16 protein-coding genes and 1 pseudogene are annotated in these 19,135 nt (G+C 40.6%); 14 read left to right on the forward strand and 3 right to left on the reverse strand.

What is annotated here, in order from left to right:
- The 8 genes and pseudogenes from ACWATR_RS30655 (at position 1) to ACWATR_RS30690 (ending at position 8,224) form a co-directional block, all read left to right on the forward strand.
- Positions 1-651: a M23 family metallopeptidase gene (locus tag ACWATR_RS30655; protein ID WP_375449194.1), complete on the forward strand. Its 651-nt coding sequence runs from the start codon at positions 1-3 to the stop codon at positions 649-651.
- Between the two features lie 108 nt (positions 652-759).
- Positions 760-1,986 carry an RNA-guided endonuclease InsQ/TnpB family protein gene (locus tag ACWATR_RS30660; protein ID WP_375449195.1) on the forward strand — a complete coding sequence of 409 codons (1,227 nt, stop codon included), beginning with the start codon at positions 760-762 and terminating at the stop codon, positions 1,984-1,986.
- Between the two features lie 15 nt (positions 1,987-2,001).
- A pseudogene (locus ACWATR_RS30665) lies at positions 2,002-2,745 on the forward strand (glycoside hydrolase family 24 protein); the annotation flags it as partial.
- Between the two features lie 7 nt (positions 2,746-2,752).
- Positions 2,753-4,948, forward strand: a complete 2,196-nt coding sequence (locus ACWATR_RS30670) for a DNA translocase FtsK (RefSeq protein WP_460341191.1) — start codon at positions 2,753-2,755, stop codon at positions 4,946-4,948.
- Entirely contained in the window at positions 4,938-5,396 is a 459-nt protein-coding gene (locus tag ACWATR_RS30675) for a RusA family crossover junction endodeoxyribonuclease (RefSeq protein ID WP_460341194.1), read from the forward strand. The genes ACWATR_RS30670 and ACWATR_RS30675 overlap by 11 nt, the downstream gene beginning before the upstream one ends.
- Positions 5,397-5,430: 34 nt before the next feature.
- Positions 5,431-5,910 carry an ATP-binding protein gene (locus tag ACWATR_RS30680; protein ID WP_460341197.1) on the forward strand — a complete coding sequence of 160 codons (480 nt, stop codon included), beginning with the start codon at positions 5,431-5,433 and terminating at the stop codon, positions 5,908-5,910.
- Positions 5,911-6,180: 270 nt separating this feature from the next.
- The gene (locus ACWATR_RS30685; RefSeq protein ID WP_460341200.1) at positions 6,181-7,446 is read left to right on the forward strand and encodes a hypothetical protein; all 1,266 of its coding nucleotides are present in this window, start codon (positions 6,181-6,183) and stop codon (positions 7,444-7,446) included.
- Positions 7,447-7,717: 271 nt separating this feature from the next.
- Complete coding sequence (locus ACWATR_RS30690) at positions 7,718-8,224, forward strand: hypothetical protein (protein WP_094352030.1); 507 nt, start codon at positions 7,718-7,720, stop codon at positions 8,222-8,224.
- A gap of 85 nt (positions 8,225-8,309) precedes the next feature.
- On the opposite strand, the gene ACWATR_RS30695 is transcribed toward ACWATR_RS30690, so the two are convergent.
- Complete coding sequence (locus ACWATR_RS30695; RefSeq protein WP_460341204.1) at positions 8,310-8,762, reverse strand: helix-turn-helix domain-containing protein; 453 nt, start codon at positions 8,760-8,762, stop codon at positions 8,310-8,312.
- A gap of 520 nt (positions 8,763-9,282) precedes the next feature.
- On the opposite strand from ACWATR_RS30695, the gene ACWATR_RS30700 reads away from it, so the two are divergent.
- Both ACWATR_RS30700 and ACWATR_RS30705 read left to right on the forward strand, forming a co-directional pair.
- Positions 9,283-10,467, forward strand: a complete 1,185-nt coding sequence (locus ACWATR_RS30700; RefSeq protein ID WP_460341207.1) for a ParB N-terminal domain-containing protein — start codon at positions 9,283-9,285, stop codon at positions 10,465-10,467.
- Between the two features lie 558 nt (positions 10,468-11,025).
- Positions 11,026-13,251, forward strand: coding sequence for a hypothetical protein (locus tag ACWATR_RS30705; protein WP_460341210.1), 2,226 nt, complete (start codon positions 11,026-11,028; stop codon positions 13,249-13,251).
- 240 nt (positions 13,252-13,491) lie between these two features.
- Here the strand turns inward: ACWATR_RS30705 and ACWATR_RS30710 are convergent, their stop codons facing one another.
- Complete coding sequence (locus tag ACWATR_RS30710; protein ID WP_460341213.1) at positions 13,492-14,880, reverse strand: MFS transporter; 1,389 nt, start codon at positions 14,878-14,880, stop codon at positions 13,492-13,494.
- Between the two features lie 79 nt (positions 14,881-14,959).
- On the reverse strand, positions 14,960-15,094 hold the full coding sequence (locus tag ACWATR_RS30715) for a hypothetical protein (RefSeq protein WP_460341216.1): 135 nt from the start codon (positions 15,092-15,094) through the stop codon (positions 14,960-14,962).
- Positions 15,095-15,494: 400 nt separating this feature from the next.
- Here ACWATR_RS30715 and ACWATR_RS30720 point away from each other — a divergent pair, with 400 nt between their 5' ends.
- The 4 genes from ACWATR_RS30720 to ACWATR_RS30735 all read left to right on the forward strand — a co-directional run bounded on the left by ACWATR_RS30720 (position 15,495) and on the right by ACWATR_RS30735 (position 19,133).
- A complete protein-coding gene (locus ACWATR_RS30720) occupies positions 15,495-17,756 on the forward strand; it encodes a heavy metal translocating P-type ATPase (protein WP_460341219.1) in 2,262 nt (753 codons plus the stop codon).
- A 14-nt stretch (positions 17,757-17,770) separates the two neighbouring features.
- Positions 17,771-18,295: a cupredoxin domain-containing protein gene (locus tag ACWATR_RS30725; protein WP_460341450.1), complete on the forward strand. Its 525-nt coding sequence runs from the start codon at positions 17,771-17,773 to the stop codon at positions 18,293-18,295.
- A gap of 109 nt (positions 18,296-18,404) precedes the next feature.
- Complete coding sequence (locus ACWATR_RS30730; RefSeq protein ID WP_289794612.1) at positions 18,405-18,818, forward strand: heavy metal-responsive transcriptional regulator; 414 nt, start codon at positions 18,405-18,407, stop codon at positions 18,816-18,818.
- 120 nt (positions 18,819-18,938) lie between these two features.
- Entirely contained in the window at positions 18,939-19,133 is a 195-nt protein-coding gene (locus ACWATR_RS30735; RefSeq protein ID WP_289794613.1) for a heavy-metal-associated domain-containing protein, read from the forward strand.
- Positions 19,134-19,135: the final 2 nt, after the last annotated feature.

Genomic DNA, 19,135 nt, shown 5'->3' on the forward strand with positions numbered 1-19,135 from the left:
ATGCGAATAATCTTTGAAACTGACGGTGGTAAGGAGGTTAGTAATTCGACTGTAACTAGTTTGGATGAGACGGTCGATACTAGTTCGAGTGGAAATTGGAGATATGCGATCGCAACCTCAGTTTTAATTGCAGCTATGGTCATTCCCCAGGTTTCTGGATGGATTGAATCTCAACTGTTAGTTAAATCTCTCCAAGGTCTAATACTACCAAAAACTATTCGTAGTAATCAGGTTTTAAATAATCGTCGAATTGTCTTTCCAACTGCTGCTGGTACTCCTATTACCTCAGAGTTTGGTTGGCGGATACACCCAATTACAGGCGATCGCAAGTTTCACGCGGGGATTGATTTTGGTGCAGCCAAGGGTACGCCAATTTATGCGATTGATGCTGGTCGAGTGGTTTTTGCAGGCGACAAGGGTGGTTATGGCAAAGCAGTTGTTATTCAGCATCAGGGAAGTTTATCTACTCTGTACGGTCATGCCAGTCAGCTGTATGTACAGCAAGGACAACAAGTTGTGCGTGGGCAGATGATTGCAGCAGTAGGTAGTACGGGCTTTTCCACGGGGCCGCATTTGCATTTTGAAGTTCACGTTAATGGTGTAACACAGAACCCCCGTCCTTATTTACACGAATATTTAGCAACCCGTTGAAAGTTATGAGTCGTGATACCTAAAATCCTGAATAAATCCGGTGCATATAAGCATATAGCCAAATAAATTTGGCTTTCTTAAATCAGTCGAGATAAATCAGGTTGAGCCATGATAATCTATGAGTTCAAAGTCAAAGGAAAAGACAAGCAGTATCGTGCTATTGACGAAGCCATTCGCACCAGTCAATTCATCCAAAACAAATGTTTACGTTACTGGATGGATAATAAAAATGTAGGCAAGTATGACCTCAGCAAATACTGTGCGATACTAGCTGCTGAATTTCCCTTTGCTGCTCAACTAAATTCAATGGCTCGGCAGTCGGCGGCGGAACGTTCTTGGAGCGCAATTAGCCGATTTTACGATAACTGCAAGAAAAAGATTAATGGTAAAAAGGGTTTCCCAAAGTTTAAGAAAAATTGCCGATCAGTGGAGTACAAAACCTCTGGGTGGAAGCTTTCTAAAACTCGTAAAGCCATTAGTTTTTCAGATAAGAAAGGCATAGGAACACTCAATTTGAAGGGAACTTATGATCTTAATTACTACGACATTAAACAAATTAAGCGTGTCCGTTTAGTACGTCGCGCTGACGGTTACTACGCTCAGTTCGTACTTGATGTTGATGTTAAGGTTAAAACGCAGCCAACAAATCAAGTAGTTGGTATCGACTTAGGATTAAAGTATTTCATTGCTGATAGTAGAGGTAATGTAGAACCCTCGCCCCAGTTTTACCGCAAGTCGGAAAAGCAGTTGAATCGAGCTAATCGCAAAAAATCTAAGAAATTCAATCAAGCTAAAAATAAAGCCAAGCTTCGTCAGTCTAATAATTACTACAAAGCTAGAAATAGGTATGCGCGTAAGCATTTAAGAGTAAGTAGGCAGCGAAAAGAGTATTGCAAGAGATTGGCTTACTCCGTCATCCAATCTAATGATTTGGTAGCCTATGAAGATTTAAATGTGAAAGGCATGGTCAAGAACCAACATCTAGCTAAATCAATCAGTGATGCTGGTTGGTCAACTTTTCGCAGTTGGGTAGAGTATTTTGGTCATAAATATGGGAAGGTAACGGTTGCTGTCTCTCCTTACAACACAAGCCAAAATTGCTCTAACTGCGGCAAGAAAGTGAATAAATCTCTATCTACTAGAACCCATATTTGCACACATTGCGGATATGTAGAAGACAGAGATGTCAATGCCAGTATAAATATCCTGAACCTAGGATTAAGTACCGTGGGGCACACGGGAAATTACGCTTGGGGAGATTTGCCCTCTTGGGGAATTGGTGTAAACCAATTGTCTAACGGCGAGTCACTGAACCAAGAATCCCTTTCTCTTTAGAGCAGGGAGTGTCAAGGAGTAGCTTCACTGCCATGTCAGTTGCCATCATGTTATATGCATAGTTTTGGTAAGGCAATTGATAGTTGGCAATTTGGGTTTATTGTTGATAGTTTAGTTGAGTTAATGCAAAATACTCGCCGTCAATTTATATTACGTTTTCAACCCATTCATCTGTCAACTGCTTCCTTAATTACTTTGGGCATTTATTTTTCAATTTCTCAAAGTACTGGTGTTTCTTCAGTATCATTAAATAGTTTAAGAGGAAGAGTTAGTACAAGTTCTTACTCACCACATCCTTATTCACCACGGTTGAGTGCTTTTTTAGCGACAATTCGTTGGGCAGAAACAGGAACCAGTGAGCCAGAAAGTTATCACAAGTTAGTATTTAATGGAACTTTTAATAATTTTTCTACACACCCGTTAAAGAAACAGTGCGCTCCTATTAATGGTAAAAATATTTGTTCAACTGCGGCTGGTGCTTATCAAATGTTGGATAAAAGTTGGTATGATCTTCAGCCAAAATTAAACTTAAAGGATTTTAGCCCGGCTTCTCAGGACAAGATGGCAATTGAATATATTCGTCGTAATAATGCGTTAAGTGATGTTGAAGCAGGAAAGTTTGATACTGCGATATGCAAAGTAGGTAGAATTTGGGCTTCGTTTCCTTGTAATAATTACAACCAAAATGCTAAATCAATTGATAAACTAAGAATTTACTATCAGCAGCAATTACAGAAGCTGGAAATTTCTAGGAGGTGAAAACTTAGTGATATCATCACAATGCAATGACACTAATGGTAATATTGAATTTCAAAAACAACAGCTTTTAACTGCAATTGTGCAGGCAAAACAAGATGGTTTGGGCAATGAAGAGATTATAGATAATGTACGGGAGACTTTACCTTCCCCAATGGTCTATTATGCTGAAACTGTTCTACAACAAATAGATTTTAGAGCAAAATTATCACGTCCGGTTATAGAATTTAATTTAGAATTTTTATTTCAGTCAATATACGAATCAGTAATTGCAGGTACAAACGATGAAGAAGTATTATCAATATGTGCAGAACACTGTACTTTAAACCAGTACGAGTTTGTACGTTACGCACTTGAATATATTCATATCAATCGGATGCCATCACAGTGGGAGCAAAATAACGTATATCATAAGATGATTGAGATAGTTAACATATCACCAATTGAATCTTTATTTGAATACATTGAATCAATCAAAAATATTCATCTTAAGCAGATTGGATATGAAGTAGTTCAAGAAAATCTTTATAATTTATTCTTAATAAATAAAGAAACTAGTTATTTTACTGATTTAGCTAATAAATCTAGAGATAAATGCATTAAAAACTATTGTTACCGAACGGCAGTGCTTGTTGCGCGTGCCACAGGTAAGCCATTAGATTTAAAACTGACAGGTGATGGCTCAATTATTTTAAAAGAGCCTAAATATTTAGATAGAAATACTGGTGCAAATGAGATTGCTACTTCACAGAATTTAACTATGTTACAGGCAGGGAAGTTATTAGTTGATACCTTAGAAGATTTTAATATTAATGCTAAGTATGTTGATGCCAAAAATGGCCCTACTTTTAACCGTATTAGAGTAAAACTGGGACGGGGTGTTAGTTACAAAAAAGTAGAAGACATCGGTAATGACCTAGTGCAGCAGCTTGGTGAAGAGTTAGGCTTGAAATTTGCACCAATGGTGAGTGTAGTGCCTGGAGGAGTTGTATTTGACATACCCCGATTAGATAGACAATTTGCTTATTTCCGCGATTATTTTACTTTTGACAGTGAACCTGACATTCATTCTGTATCTATTCCTGGTGGTGTTGATGTTGATGGCACCTATGTCGAAATTCCACTTTATAGCGACAACGTGACTCATATCCTGGGTGGTGGGCGGACGCGGGGTGGAAAGTCGCAATTTGAGAAAGCAGCAATCTTATATTTAGTGCGGCAGTATCCACCTTCTGTTGTTCGATTAGCGCTTTCGGATGTTAAGCGCGTGACCTTTGGTAAATTTGATGGGCTACCCCATCTTGTTGCCCCAGTTGCGCGTGATGCAGAGTCTACCGCTAACTTGCTAGATTACTTGGTAGAAGAAATGGAATTGCGTTACCAGGAATTTGAGCGCCACAGTAGTATTGAAACGATCGCACAGTACAACCTGCGGTTTGCACCTGATTTTGTCATGCCGCGAGTGATTTGTCTGATTGACGAGTGTTTTGACCTACTTTCCGATGATAACTACTGCGATCGCATTGAGACTGCGCTGATGAAGTTGCTTGCAAAAGCGGGTGGTGCAGGGATTCATGTACTGTTGTACACGCAACGGCCTGATAAAAACGTGATTGATCCGTTGATTCGCTCAAACTTTCCAGCCAAGACAGCCTTTGTTACGACTCGCCCTGAAGACAGTTGTATTATCCTTGGAGACGATAAAGACAAACGTGCAGTTTATTTACTGGGATACGGAGATTTCTTGTACAAAACGACTGAAGTGCTGCGACTCCAGGCGCTTTATGTAGCTGATGATGAAGACCCTGAATACTTCCAGCAATTACTCCTAGAAGCTAAAAATCAGAACGACCCCTATACAGCATGGAAATCTGGGTTAGACTTTGATGAATTTGTAGCTAGTTTGTATGGCGAGAGGAATAGTAATAACAGTGGTAAATCTAAAACCACTGCTGTTACTAAAATTAATACTAAAACTAAACAGCATAAAACTGATTTTGAGGGCAGTTTTAACTTTAAGGTACAGCTTGACGAGGAAGCAAGAAACTCAATTTTGAATTTGCATCAAAAGGGTTATCAACTTGATGAAATTGTCAAAGCGGTATTTAATTTATCCCGTCAAGATGGTAGATCGTACAAGAAATTTAGAAATGTTGTTGAGGATTTTTTAAATAGCTTGAAAGGTGGCGTTGAAGATGATATTTGAACTGACTATGCCTTTACCCCCTTGTATGAACGAAATTATCAACCAGGCACGGTCGAGTTGGCAAGCTAGTGCTGAACTTAAGAAGTACTGGACAAACTTAATTGGTGAATTTGTTAGAGAATGTGATTTTTGTTTGGATGGTGCAGTTTGGATTGAATTTCATTGGTATCTCAAAAATTTTGGACGAGATAGCGATAACGTAGCTGCTGCCGCCAAATTTATCATGGATGGTCTGGTTACAGGACAAGCAATCCGTAACGATAACTTGACAGTTATCCAATCACCTGTAGTTCATTATTATCATCGCAGTAGTGGTGATGATGGTGTGCTTTTGAGACTTTCACAATCACCTGATTTTCTGTTAGATAATTTTATTGTATCTAACCAATTTTCCCGAAACAGCTTAGAAAAGCATAGTCAAAAAATCACATATTTAGTGTCAATTTAACTTATGGATATATTGGATTTAAAGGATGACGATAATGTTACGTTATAAAGACTACCGTCAGTTAATCGATCAGGTAAATGTAGGTAAAAATATTAACCTATGGGGCAAGCAAAATATTGGTAAGACTCTTACTGTTAAAAACTGTTTACTCAAGGATATTAACTTAGAGTCTGTTTACCTCAATCTTGAATATCCTTTTAGTGTGGATCATCTATTCAACGTTATTCCTATTAGCTTCAGTTTTTACTACCAGCAGGATTGGCAAAATATCATAAGCAAATTATCTGATGGTTATAATAAACTGCTGGTGATAGATAATTTTGATAGATTACACTTTGTTAGCGATAGTTTTATCGACGACTTATTTCGATTACAACAGTTAGCTCAACTAGAAAATTTTTCTTTACTATTAATATCTCGGATGCCGTTAGAATATTTTCACTTTCCAGGTTTTGCTAACTATTTTGAAAGATTGGAATTAAACGAAACTAATACTTGGACTCTTGGACAGTAGATATATGGCTTATAGATATCGTTTTTTGGTGATATCCGCTCCGGGTGGAATGTTGGTTTAAGCAATAAAGCAAGTTCGACTCTTGCTATCACTATTGAGGATGAAACTACTGCCGACACTGAAAATTAACCAGGACGAATCTATTAAATAGTTTTGGAATTGTTAATAGAGTAAGGAGTAGGTTAGTAGTGTAGTTCTCAGCAAATCCCAATCCATACCGGGGCGAGAGTAATTAAAAACCTTGTGACCTGCATTTTGGAGGGATGAATTATGTTGAAGAAGTTTGCGTTTAATTGCTTGAGGAACTTTAATGCTGCTTTTGGAATGGTGTCTTTGACTGCTATTGGTTTGGGCGCTATAGCAACTTTTTCTGGTTTGGGTTTATTGTACTTAGCTAGGGGCGGATTCCCAATTGTTGAGAAAGAACGCTCTGAACAAATTGCCTCTACCGGCATTGGTGCTATTGTATTGGGCTTTACCGGAATTATTTTTGCTTCCTTGGGCGGTGCTTTCTTAAGTATTGTTGAAGAATCGGAGGAAACTAATTCTAGGATAGAACCTGCAAAAATAGCTGACATAAAACCGCTTGTATTTACAAAATATGAGAGCTTTGAAAAATCTAATGATGTGCCTTTTATTTACACCTATACGGTGATGAATTTTGAGGGACATTCTGATTTAAAGGGCTTGGTTATTTGCAGATTTGAGGAAGAACCGTATCGAAAATTTGTACTTTACGAGGAATTACGTTCTCACCACATTGATGACTTGGCAGTAATCTGTGATGAAATTGATCCAGACAAATTAATTGGACAAACTTTTTCCTCATATAAGCCTTTACCTTGTGAAGCTTTAGAGGAGCATTTAAATATACACCGACGCTATGTTAATGCAGTTAATAGCGAAGAATTTACTTCTTGCTATTTGCAAGTGTGTGCTGGGTGTAAGTTACTGCATGGTGCCAATAATATTGTTTGTGGCATTCATTCATACGGATGGTTTGAAGATGGTTGCTGTCCAGATAAGCAATGGGATGAACGTAAGGCGTTGTTTCCATTTGAAGATGATGCTGTTGTCGAAAGCTTAAATAGAGAAATATCGTCCAATCAGGCGAATATTTGCAAGTTTTACGGCGACCTTATTTTGTGGGATGAATACGCTAATCGTAGGTTTTCTTTTTCTTATTCCGGTATCTTGCTGAAACATTCTGATAGACTGCTTGAGCTTGGTACGGAAGCGAGACTTCTTTCCTACATCCAGTATTTCCGCACTCGAAATGTAGTGGTCTTTGACTACGTAGCATCAGGGCGAGTTTCGGAGTTTACGAAGGAACTTAAGGGCATAGCCAAAATCGAGGTTGATGGTGATGAGATATCTATCTTTTTTGATATATATGCGCCTTGTCACCGCTTTCGCCGTGATGGTGTAGCGCTGCATCCTTACTCAACTTTTGTTCCCCAAGAACTCAAATATAACTATAACTTGGTTAGTTACGTCAACTACCTTAAAAGTAAAAAATCTGGAGTGCTGGGATGAATAAGGAAGTTTCTAAAAGCTGCGGGTGCAAGTCGGAAAAATCGCATTTTTGTAATTTCTGTATCTTGGATTGGTAATTTCTAAAATTCAACAACTGCAAATTTTGGAAAACTTGGTTTGTCTAATTGCTTAAAGGCAATTTACCCTCCTTCCTCCTACTGGTGGATGGGATACGTATAAAAGCTTTCACTCAGTACGGGGGTTTCCCCCCGCTACTGGGTGGCAAGCCGCTATAACGCCGCCCATCAGTAATTCATGGAGGGATCACATTATGTCTGCTTTTGCAATATCACCTTTTGTGCAATCTGTTAACGATGTTTTGTTTCCAATCGAGTTGTTTTTGATTATCTTCCCAATCTTGTACGTGATTTTTGTCCCTGCTCAATCAGTATCACTTCAAGTTAGTAATAGCGCTGCGGTGATTTCTGAAGAGTCGCCAGTTTTGGAAACTCAGGGGGATTTGACTGTGATTGGTGCTGTTTCTAATGAAAAAGAATTTTCTGAACCAGAATCTTCGATTATTGAAACTGCGCCGCCACTTGTTGAAACTAGGTTTGCGGATGAAGCCAGACAACTTGTGCTAGTAGACGTTACCGAAGAGAGGAAGAAGCTTTTGGGTTTAGGCGCGCGGAAGCTGCGACAGTTCTGTAAGGAACGCCAGATTCAAGGCTATTCTACCGTCTACAACCGTAAAAAACTCGATGGACTCGTTGATTTTCTGATCGCACAACAAGTAACTTCTGCTCAAGTGGTCGAGTTTGTGGAAATGCTTGCTTAGAGTTTGATGAAAAGCTTCGGTAAAAATTGGGATTTCAAAACTACTTCCTTGATATAGGATGGTGCTTGCTTGATAATTCCTTCTATTAAGTTTGGGCTTCCAAGATGCGTCCTATACTTCTTGGCGATAATGTTGGTAATCCCCTCCGAGTGGCTTCCTCAGCTACCTGCGTATGGTAATGGTGCTTTGAACGACTGGGTTTTCGATTTTTGCTCCATTGGCTGATTTCGACAATTTTGCTTGCCTCTGTACTTTTGCACTTCTTAGGTCTACCGACGTTGACACCTAATACCTCGTTAGCTTTTGCGATCGCCGACTCCTGGGTTTCTGACAAGATGGTACTTGATGTCCATCTTTTCTTCCACTTTGCTATTGAGTTTTCGGTTACGCCAATCTCTTGGGCTAAGGCTACATATCTTTTGCCTTCGTTTAGCCCTAGCAAAATTTTCGCTCTTTTGCTAACTTCATCGCTGCTGGTCGCTGCTATGTGCTCTAGTGCTTGCTTTTCAATAGAATTTAGTATTTGAAGACGAGGCATCTAAAAATTTACCCCTCTTTACTGTACAATTTTGCCAAATGGAATGAAGCCTGATATACTTTTTTTGTAGAGTCCATTTTTCCTAAAGATTCACTCAAAGCCCTGGTGCAAACAGGGCTTTGAGAAAAAACAAGACCACCTGTTACTAGAACAGGACGGAATTTTGTTTTGTCAATTTAGTTATCTAGAGCCATCATATCATGAGTTTACACAGTTTTACAAATCATTCTTTAGATAGATGCTTTTTTTCTCAATACCAGTGCATTAAATATCTCTTCAGTTGTATTAGTTGTCAATGGGTTGAGAATAATAGTTACTGCGCGAGAAAATTCTCTTTGAGAGATTTTCTGGTAGGTAATCTTTGGTATTTACAAGAATTAATTATTTTTTAAAATTGTCACTTTTCCCAAGGGATAGAAGTGCTACAAACTTTGCTGCTGAAGCTTTTCCTGCTTTATTGTCGGGATTTTCAAGATTGAAATTATCTTTTGAGTGACAATTTGTGAACCGGAGTATAAATATGTCTCTTGTGCAGAATCCGGCAATTGTATATATTTCGCCTGCGGAGTTGGTTGTTCATCCGAAGCTGATAGAAATATATGGTGAGAATGAGGAACGTCCAGCTTTGGAAAAAAGTATCTCGGAAAAAGGGATTCTTGAATCTTTAAAGGTATCTGCACGTACTGGTGTCAATGTAGTCTTGGCAGGTAAGTGTCGCTTGCAGATAGCTCGCCAGTTAGGGATTTCCACTGTGAAAGTGGAATTTGTTGAGTCTGATTCGCCTGAAGAAGATTTGAAACTAGTGCTTGACTTTAATCTTCATCGCGAAGGCGGGAAGACTCATTACCAGAAATTTCACGAGGGGCAGTACTGGGAGAGCGTACTTCGTCCCCAAGCGAAAGAAAGACAAAGGGAGAGCGCTCGTCGTTTGAATGAATCGAAGTGTTCAAATTTGAATCATTCGGTAACTGAGAATAAGTCTCAATTAAAGAAGGGTAAACCCGTGATTCGGGAGGTTTCGGAGAATCTAAATATAAGTGTTGGTAGTTATCACAAGGGCAAGAAAGTTTTTGAATTAATTTCTCAATTACGAGACATGGAAAAATTTAAGGCAGTTGTTGCACTGGAGATGGAATTTAACCGGAGTATTGATGCAGCATACAAGTTTGTTTGCAATCAAGATATTTGTAACCAGGTAATAGACCTTCTGGAGGCAGATGAGATAGGTAGTATAGGCGATGGTATTGCTTGGATGCTGAATGGCGAGCGCAATCCGTTTCGACGTTTCCAGCTTGACCAAGTATATCAATTCAAAAAGAGACTGCGGCCCGAGTTGGAAATTGTGGGACGGGTTATTGCTATAACTAATGAGTTTGTTGTGTTTGGATTGAGGAATTTAGGGAATATGAGCCTAGAAATTGTGAATCTACGCCCGCGACAAATTGATGCAGAATTGCAGGATGAACCATCTGCATCACAGAGGAAGAGAATATTTCAATTAATGCAAAAGTTTAGTGATGTTTTTCCAGTTCAGGTGTCTTTGGCGGAGTTGTTAAAACTCCCAAATTTAACTGATAAAGAGGAGGTTTTATTGCGGATGTATGAGTCTGACGTATTTGAAAAAACTTGGGAAGATTATAAGACCCAAATGAAAGCAATGGAAGTTTCTACAAATAGAAAAAAGGATAAGATTTGTGCTGCATAGGTAGCTGTGGGCTGCTAATTTAGTAGAGAATTTATCCCACAATTTAACATTACTTACTAGATTAGCATCTCAATACTAATTGCAATACGAGTTCACTATTGTGGGTGCTGAACTCGTATCAAGATATTTGACTGTTTTTTGTTTTTAAACTCGATGGTGGAGTATGAGTAATTTCATCTTCACCAGTTGTATTAACAAGAGCCAATGTGAGGTGACACTTGTGGGTGTTACTAGCTTTGCATTGTTATCCTAAAACTCTTTTGTCGATTTAGTGACAACTCCGCTAGAACTGCCTCATTTAAATAATTACCAAAAAAAAGTTGGGTAGTCGCATTGTTGTTGGTGAAGCGTGTTGGACTAAATCTTAGCCTAAGCCTACGTATATCTAAGCCTAAACAAGTATAAACCTTTGTTTGCTTTCAACCATGAGACGATTACCAGTCGTCTCCAACAAGCGGATAACCAACCGCTTAAACATAAAAATTTCAAATTTAGGCTAACACATTTTGACCAACAGCGAGGCTACCTGATGCACAAAAATCATCAGGACAGTCACTCATGTACCAAGAAGATTTTGGGGCAGATTTTGATAACAAGCCCCAATTAAGTCTTTCACAGCCTTCAAAAAAGAAAATCAAACCCCACCTGCCCGCCGAATCCGTGGGTAAACGCTACGTAGAGCGCTTTTGGCATCCATTTGGGGCGATAGTTGCCCCTTCTTTAGTAGAAGGTACAAAACCAGCATGGCGCACTATCGATTATTACCTCCAACCCTCCCAACTGTGGAACCTGCACCAGGACAAGTCGAAACTAGTAGGTCTGCGCTTTAACGACACAACTCGTTACGCCACAATCGATTTAGACTTAGAAGGCGACTACCATAACATTGAATCCATAAATCGTATCAAAGCAGCGCTAGAGGACATCGGCATAGTCGATATCATTATCCTCCAGTCCAGCTTTAGTGGCGGTTATCACCTAATCCTAAGCTTCGCATCTCCCCTACCTACCTTTCCCCTAGCCTGCGCCCTAGAGATTACCTTAAGAAACGCAGGCTTTATCCTGCGCCAAGGACACCTAGAAATCTTCCCCAACACCAAACCATATAGTGCCAAACAAATAACTAACTACAAAGCCATCCGTTGCCCCATGCAACCGGGTAGCGGGTCATTTTTACTTAATGATGACCTACAACCTATTAGTGACTCAGTTTCTATCTTCCTCGACTATTGCGATCGCGCGGCAAGTCGGCAAGATTTAACGAAACTAAAACGGGTAGCGAACAAAGCCAAAAAACAAATTTCACGGGAGAGATATCGCAAGCAAGAATCTGCTGACGTTGTACAGTGGCGTGCCAACTGGGAAGAAATCATCACTACAGGCTGGACAGGAAAAGGACAAACAAACACCCTCCTACAAATCTTCGTAGGCTACGGAATCGTCTTTTTAGACTTAGAGAGTGATAAATTAGTCGAATTTTGCCTTACTACCGCAATTAACGCCCCTGGCTACAGCCAATATTGCCGACACCAACACGAAATCGAACCTAGAGTGCGGCATTGGGTAGAATCCACAATTCGCAACAAATGGTACAGTGCCTACATTAGCTATCCCGAAAGGTTATTGGGTACATTCGCCAACACATTTGCAGAAGCCATAGCAGGCATTAACAACATAGATAAACCCAAAGACAATGTAATCCCATTTGACCGTCGTAAGCAACAGAACTGGGAACGCAGCCAACAAGCCCAACAACGCATCCAGTTAGTGGTAAGGGCAATAGAGTGGGATAGTGGGTTGCCAGTAGGGGCTACTGAACGAGGGAAAGCAATACGTGCTGAATACAAGCGCCGCTTTCACAAAACTATCTCACAAGAGACACTACAAAAGCACTTGCATTTGTGGCATCCCACGCGCTACATCTTAGATCCGTGGGCAGAAAATAGCTCAAACCCTTATCAATCAAGCAATGACGGGCAATTTAATAGTTTTCAAAACTCATTTGCAAAACAAAGTGCTGAAAATTCTTATCAAATCGGGAATTACGGTCATTCTTTTTATATGAAGGTTTTTTGTAACTGCCTACCGCCTGCTGCCGATGCCCCTACAGGGCAGTTGGCATTAGCAAGTTTTGAAGAAGTTACTGTGTCTGAAGGGGAATTGTTTTTACCACAGGTACAAGATGAATCTGAAGAAATTAATTTTAATTCTGAAGAATTGAATTTATTACAATCACAAGATTTGTCTTTAACTTCAAGCATTAATAATTCTGATAATTCATTAGGTTCTTCAAATATTATACAACTAGCTGAAAACGTTAATCAAACTAATTCAGATAAGGATTTTAAATACCTTTCTAACCCCAGCGCGGCTGAAAATTACAATAACAAAAACTTATTAATCAATTCTGCCAGTATTCTGTTTACTGCATCTACAGCTGCAATTGTGCCGTCTGAAATCTCACAAAAAGCCGAAGTTAGCGAGCAAAGTACACCTTCAGGCGACTCAGCAGCCGCTCTCGCTTTGGCAGAACTGAAGAAACTGACTAAGTTGCGACTCCAAGCAGCATCCCACGCCAAACGTGTAGCTAGAGAGTATTGCCTAATTGCGCGACGCTTGATAGGAGGCAGGGAACGCGAAAGACTGGAGCAGAGTGCCAAAATGCAATTCTATCTCGATTCAGGTAACAAAACCCTAATTGCAGAAGCCAACGAGTGGGCAGCTGCTAATCCTGGGTGCCTACCGTTTTCGTTGGAGTTAGCGTTTCAAGAAGGTGAGACGTAATGGCTGAATTTCACAGGTGAGAGTGATTTGGATGCCTATACGGGTACATGGGATTGAAAACAGTTTGCCGCAATGGAATGTATTCTGTATTAACAGTATTTTGAAAACAGAAATATCCGCCATTTAATTCTATTACAACTGATTTATTAAGTCTGAGTAGTTTCTCCCAGTCCTTTTGACATTCTTTGATATGTACTCATTTCTTTTAATACGAATTCGTGCAGTTGTAGTAACAGCAATTTAGTGACTATGGCGATGGTGAATATCTCTCTTGTGAGGATGGTTGTGATAGATAATCATCGTGTGTTCGTGAAGATGGTTGTGAGGTTCGCCTATAGCTATCCCCTCATCGTGGTTATGCTGATGGTATTCATCGTGGATGTGTTTATGTTCATGCACACTAGGATAGTGGAGATGTTCGTGTTCATGCTCCTGAGGTGAGAGGGTAATTTGTACTACTAGCAGCATGAAGCCAATTAAACTACCGTAAAGAAACTCACGTTCAGCAAAGTTACTTCCCAACCAACCGGCAAGAGGGTAGGAGATTGCCCACCAAAGATGACTCCAGGCAAAGTGTGCGCCATAAACTCGTCCTTGTACACCAGCTGGGATGCGGTCTGCAATTAATGTCTGGGTGGGTAAGTTCACTAAACTTTGCCCTGCACCCGCCACAAACCATAACAGCATCAGTGGTGCTAAATTTGCGTAGTTAGCGGGCAACAAAGCCAATGTGATCAAAATTGCACCAATCAAAACAAACGTTGTACGTGGCAAACTTCTATTGAACGTACCAACCGCAACTGCACACAGGGTTGCACCAATCCCAAAAGCCGCCATCACCCATCCATACTGCACTTCTCCCAATTTGAGTGTACCTTGAACATATCCAACAGTATTTACTAAGATTTGCGCTCCGGCAATTGATGCGACTAACTGCATCCCTAGCGCGTAACGGATAGGTGCATCTGTAAGCAGGCGAGTTGTACCGTCTTTAATGTCTCCCCATGTTCGGCGTGTTGTTCTGGAAGGCTGTTGATTTTGTGCAACGACGAGCTGACCTGGTAAAGTGAATATTAAGACTGCCGCGATCGCAAAGCTGAGAGCATCCAAAAAGAAAACTTGTCTCGCACCAATGAAGGCGGCGACACTCCCAGCGATACCAGGGCCAAGTACACCAAGTAATTGAAAAGTAGCAGCCGAAAGAGCGATCGCGCCTGCATAGTCATTCTCACTCGTGACTAATGGAATCGTGGCTTGGTAAGTTGGGGTGAAGAAAGCATTAAAGACGTTCAGCGCAAATATTAATACGTAAACTTGCCAAATCTGCGTCACAAAAGGCAACATACCCACAATTAGCATTCTGAATATATGGGTAACAACCATGATTTTCTTACGATCAAAGCGGTCTGCGATCGCACCTGCAAGGGGAGACAGCAACACAAAAGCAGTCACACGCAGAGTCAAAGCAACTGAAAGCACAACCGCAGCATTCTTTCCAGCTAACTCAAAGCCCAGAAGGGCTAAACCTACCCAAGTAAGTGCATCGCCCAATAAACTAGTGGTCTGAGCAGTGTACAGCCTTGCAAATACCGGATTTCTCAAGCTGCGGAAAAATGTCAAGGTATTCATTTATCAGGGGGCATAGTTATACAAGTCTTTTATATTAAGATTTTAACAGAAATGGGGGGAGGGGGCATATTTTTCAAAGCTAGAAAATTGCCTCGCCAAGACCATTTTCACCACTCTGCTGTTTTCTAGAAGGAGTGTAGTGTTTTTTAGTCATTGCTGTGGTGTTACTGTAGCAACCATCATTGCTCAAAAACTTCTTTTGGTACTTTGACATCCAGAATTCTCAATTGCGTCATACCAAATCTATGTGAGCCTGCATAGAATAATTTCCTTGCAAAGCATGGAGTTTCAAGTATTTTATTCTGTGCATCTTCATGGAGAATTGGTATCAGCAAACTCTGCACCCGTTTTTAAGTAAACGTAGATATTATTGTCACAAAGTGGCTTGGAAATGCGGCAGTCAGCTGGTTCCATTAGTATTTGCCTTTATTCCGCTGCTGGTATTGATAGCAATTTGAGCCACATATTCACCATCTACATCTTTAAGTGTAAGCATTGATAATGCTGCATCAATATGCGCTTAAAAAAAATTTCAGCACTACCCTTGACTCTCCAGTGTACTGGAGCATTCAAGATGAAATTAGTTAGCGCCATTTACTCATTGGAGCAGTCAGATGGAGAATACCACACTCAAACTGCGCGGCATGAGTTGTGCCTCTTGTGCCAACAGCATTGAAGATGCGATTAATTCTGTCCCCGGTGTCAATGAATGTATAGTGAATTTTGGAGCAGAACAGGCAACAGTTAAATATGACCCTAGACGAACTGATTTAGAAGCTATTCAAGAGGCGGTAGATGTAGCAGGTTATTCCGCCTACCCGCTCCAAGAACAAAACCTAATGGCGGGAGAAGATGATGCTGAAAAAAGACATCGCTTAAGAGAATCCCGCGATTTAATGCGAAAGGTGGCGGTAGGAGGCATTATTAGCACTGTGTTGGTCATAGGTTCACTGCCCATGATGACAGGGTTACACTTACCCTTTATCCCAGCATGGCTACACAATCCTTGGATACAGTTGATACTCACTACCCCAGTACAGTTCTGGTGTGGTTACTCTTTCTACATCAATGGTTGGAAAGCTTTAAAACGTCATGCTGCCACAATGGATACTCTAATTGCTTTGGGTACAAGTGCAGCATATTTTTATTCGCTATTTCCCACATTATTTCCCAGCTTTTTTATCAATCAGGGGTTAACACCAGATGTATATTATGAAACTGCTGCTGTCGTCATTACCCTGATTTTGCTAGGAAGACTATTTGAAAATCGTGCTAAAGGACAAACCTCAGAAGCTATCCGTAAGTTGATTGGGTTACAAGCTAAAACGGCTCGTTTGATTCGTAATGGACGAGAAGTAGATGTCCCAATTGAAGAAGTAATTATTGGAGATGTGATATTGGTTCGTCCTGGTGAGAAAATTCCTGTTGATGGGGAAGTAATTGAGGGAGCATCCACAATTGATGAAGGGATGGTGACAGGGGAGAGTGTGGCTGTCAAAAAGCAACCAGGCGATGAAGTGATTGGAGCTACCATTAACAAAACTGGGAGTTTCAAGTTTCGGGCGACACGAGTCGGAAGTGATACTGTGCTGGCGCAGATTGTCCAATTAGTGCAGCAAGCACAGGGTTCCAAAGCCCCAATTCAGAGATTAGCAGACCAAGTAACTGGATGGTTTGTACCTGCGGTGATTGCGATCGCACTGCTCACTTTCATCATTTGGTTTAATTTTACAGGCAACGTTACTTTAGCGCTGATCACCACAGTCGGAGTACTAATTATCGCCTGTCCTTGTGCGCTGGGTTTAGCCACACCAACTTCTGTAATGGTAGGAACGGGTAAAGGTGCGGAAAATGGCATTTTGATTAAAGGTGCCGAAAGCTTGGAACTAGCGCACAAAATCCAAACAATAGTACTAGATAAAACTGGAACCATCACTCAGGGTAAACCAACAGTTACCGATTATGTCACCGTCAATGGTACTGCTAATGGCAATGAGATGAGGTTGGTGCAACTTACGGCATCTGTGGAACGCAATTCTGAACATCCATTGGCAGAAGCTGTTGTCAGATACGCCCAATCTCAAGAAGTGGAATTAGCTTCGGTCAGAGAGTTTGAAGCGATCGCAGGCAGTGGTGTACAAGGTATAGTTTCTGGTCATCTTGTGCAAATTGGTACGCAACGCTGGATGTCAGAATTAGGCATCAACACCCAAGCCTTACAAAAAGATAAAGAGCGTTTGGAGTATCTGGGCAAAACTGCGATTTGGATTGCGGTTGACGGACAAATTCAAGGATTGATGGGTATTTCTGATGCTATTAAACCTACTTCAATACAAGCAATTCGCGCTTTGCAAAAACTGGGTTTAGAAGTGGTGATGCTCACCGGAGATAATCGCCGCACCGCAGAAACCATTGCTCGTGAAGTTGGTATCAAGCGCGTCTTGGCAGAAGTCCGACCTGACCAAAAAGCCGCTACAGTACAGAAACTACAATCAGAAGGAAAGATTGTGGCAATGGTTGGTGATGGTATTAATGATGCACCAGCGTTAGCCCAAGCCGATGTGGGAATGGCAATTGGCACAGGTACAGATGTAGCGATCGCAGCTAGTGACATCACACTCATCTCCGGTGACTTGCGAAGCATTGTCACTGCCATTCAACTCAGCCGCGCTACGATTCGTAACATCCAGCAAAACTTATTTTTTGCTTTCATTTACAACGTTGCTGGCATTCCAATCGCCGCTGGTATTCTCTTCCCTATCTTCGGTTGGTTGCTTAACCCCATCATTGCCGGTGCAGCAATGGCATTTAGTTCGGTTTCAGTTGTGACAAATGCCCTACGTCTGCGGAAATTTCAAGCTAAAGCAGTAGTATAAGGAGGTAGCAAATGTTGAGTAAAGTAATTATTGGCAGTATAGCAAGCTTGGGATTGGCATTCAGTGTTGCTTCAGATCAAGTAGTTGCACAGATGAATCATGAAATGCCAACTACCGAGCGATCAAAGACAACTCAGTTCCGCCGTATTGAGCAACCATTCTCGGTAAAAGGTGCAGTTACAACAGTCGGCTTGGGGTTAATCGGATTAGAAATTTGGTGGTTTCTCCTAAGTAAATCAAAGTCCCAAAAAGCTGAAGCCCATGATGGTATTCAAGAAATTGATATTACTGTAGATGGAGGCTACGAACCTAGTCGAATTCTAGTCAATGCAGGTCAAAGAGTTCGCCTTAACTTCCTACGCCGTGACCCTAGTAGTTGTCTTGAAGAAATACGGCTACCTGATTTCCATATCGCCAAAAACCTACCACTCAACGAGGTTACATCAATTGGGTTCACGCCAGACAAACCAGATATTTATACCTTCACCTGTGGTATGAATATGTATCGTGGTGTTATGGAAGTAAAGCCTGCCACATAATCCAGTAGCAAATAATTAGCAAGATGATTCTGTTCCCACTTGACTCTCCAGTTGACTGGAGAGTTTAAGATAAGGTAAATAAATTTATCTAGCATGAAAGCAGCTAAGTATGTTAGTCCAAGAAGCGCCAAAACTCATTGGTAATGTTGCCAAGTCTAGCGGTGTACCAATTAAAACTATTCGCTATTATGAGGAGCTAGGCCTACTCAGATCATTAGGGAGAACCGAGGGTGGATTTAGATTATTTAACTCTGATGTTTTGGCTCGCTTGCACTTTATCAAACGTGCCCAAAGTCTGGGATTGACCTTATCAGAAATTAAGGATTTTTTGAATGTTCACGACGGAGGTGAATTACCCTGCGTACATATAAAAGCTAAACTGCAAGATAAGATAACAGCTATTGATGAACAAATTCAGCAATTACTCATTCTGAGGCAAGAATTATCAGGACTAGTTTCTGGTTGGGAAACAATACCTGAAAATCCTGAACAAACAATTTGTCCTATTATTGAAAAAAATTAAATAAACAGCTTGATTGTTTAATTTTTTATCAGCACATCAACGGATGAACTTAATGTGCTGATTTTTACTAATTAAATTAGTCATTTATAAATAAATTAGTTATTTAAGGAATTTAACACTATGACACTGCAACTAACGGTTCCCAAACTGGCTTGTTCTGCTTGCGCGAATACTATTACCAAAGCAATTCAATCAATTGATTCTACAGCCATAGTGCAAGCAGATCCAAACACAAAACTTGTCAGTATAGAAACTCAAACATCTAAAACAAAAATTAAAGAACTAATAGCTGCTATCGGCTATCCATCTGTTTAGGC

It is taken from the genome of Nostoc sp. UIC 10890, assembly GCF_054786515.1.

What these genes read in the sequence shown, in the direction of transcription:
- ACWATR_RS30660 (WP_375449195.1), top strand. Translation starts at nt 760, where the DNA reads ATGATAATCTATGAGTTCAAAGTCAAAGGAAAAGACAAGCAGTATCGT.
- ACWATR_RS30710 (WP_460341213.1), bottom strand. Translation starts at nt 14,880, where the DNA reads ATGAATACCTTGACATTTTTCCGCAGCTTGAGAAATCCGGTATTTGCA.
- ACWATR_RS30735 (WP_289794613.1), top strand. Translation starts at nt 18,939, where the DNA reads ATGACACTGCAACTAACGGTTCCCAAACTGGCTTGTTCTGCTTGCGCG.
- ACWATR_RS30690 (WP_094352030.1), top strand. Translation starts at nt 7,718, where the DNA reads ATGTCTGCTTTTGCAATATCACCTTTTGTGCAATCTGTTAACGATGTT.
- ACWATR_RS30705 (WP_460341210.1), top strand. Translation starts at nt 11,026, where the DNA reads ATGTACCAAGAAGATTTTGGGGCAGATTTTGATAACAAGCCCCAATTA.
- ACWATR_RS30700 (WP_460341207.1), top strand. Translation starts at nt 9,283, where the DNA reads ATGTCTCTTGTGCAGAATCCGGCAATTGTATATATTTCGCCTGCGGAG.
- ACWATR_RS30675 (WP_460341194.1), top strand. Translation starts at nt 4,938, where the DNA reads ATGATATTTGAACTGACTATGCCTTTACCCCCTTGTATGAACGAAATT.
- ACWATR_RS30715 (WP_460341216.1), bottom strand. Translation starts at nt 15,094, where the DNA reads ATGTCAAAGTACCAAAAGAAGTTTTTGAGCAATGATGGTTGCTACAGT.
- ACWATR_RS30655 (WP_375449194.1), top strand. Translation starts at nt 1, where the DNA reads ATGCGAATAATCTTTGAAACTGACGGTGGTAAGGAGGTTAGTAATTCG.
- ACWATR_RS30720 (WP_460341219.1), top strand. Translation starts at nt 15,495, where the DNA reads ATGGAGAATACCACACTCAAACTGCGCGGCATGAGTTGTGCCTCTTGT.
- ACWATR_RS30695 (WP_460341204.1), bottom strand. Translation starts at nt 8,762, where the DNA reads ATGCCTCGTCTTCAAATACTAAATTCTATTGAAAAGCAAGCACTAGAG.
- ACWATR_RS30730 (WP_289794612.1), top strand. Translation starts at nt 18,405, where the DNA reads ATGTTAGTCCAAGAAGCGCCAAAACTCATTGGTAATGTTGCCAAGTCT.
- ACWATR_RS30685 (WP_460341200.1), top strand. Translation starts at nt 6,181, where the DNA reads ATGTTGAAGAAGTTTGCGTTTAATTGCTTGAGGAACTTTAATGCTGCT.
- ACWATR_RS30680 (WP_460341197.1), top strand. Translation starts at nt 5,431, where the DNA reads ATGTTACGTTATAAAGACTACCGTCAGTTAATCGATCAGGTAAATGTA.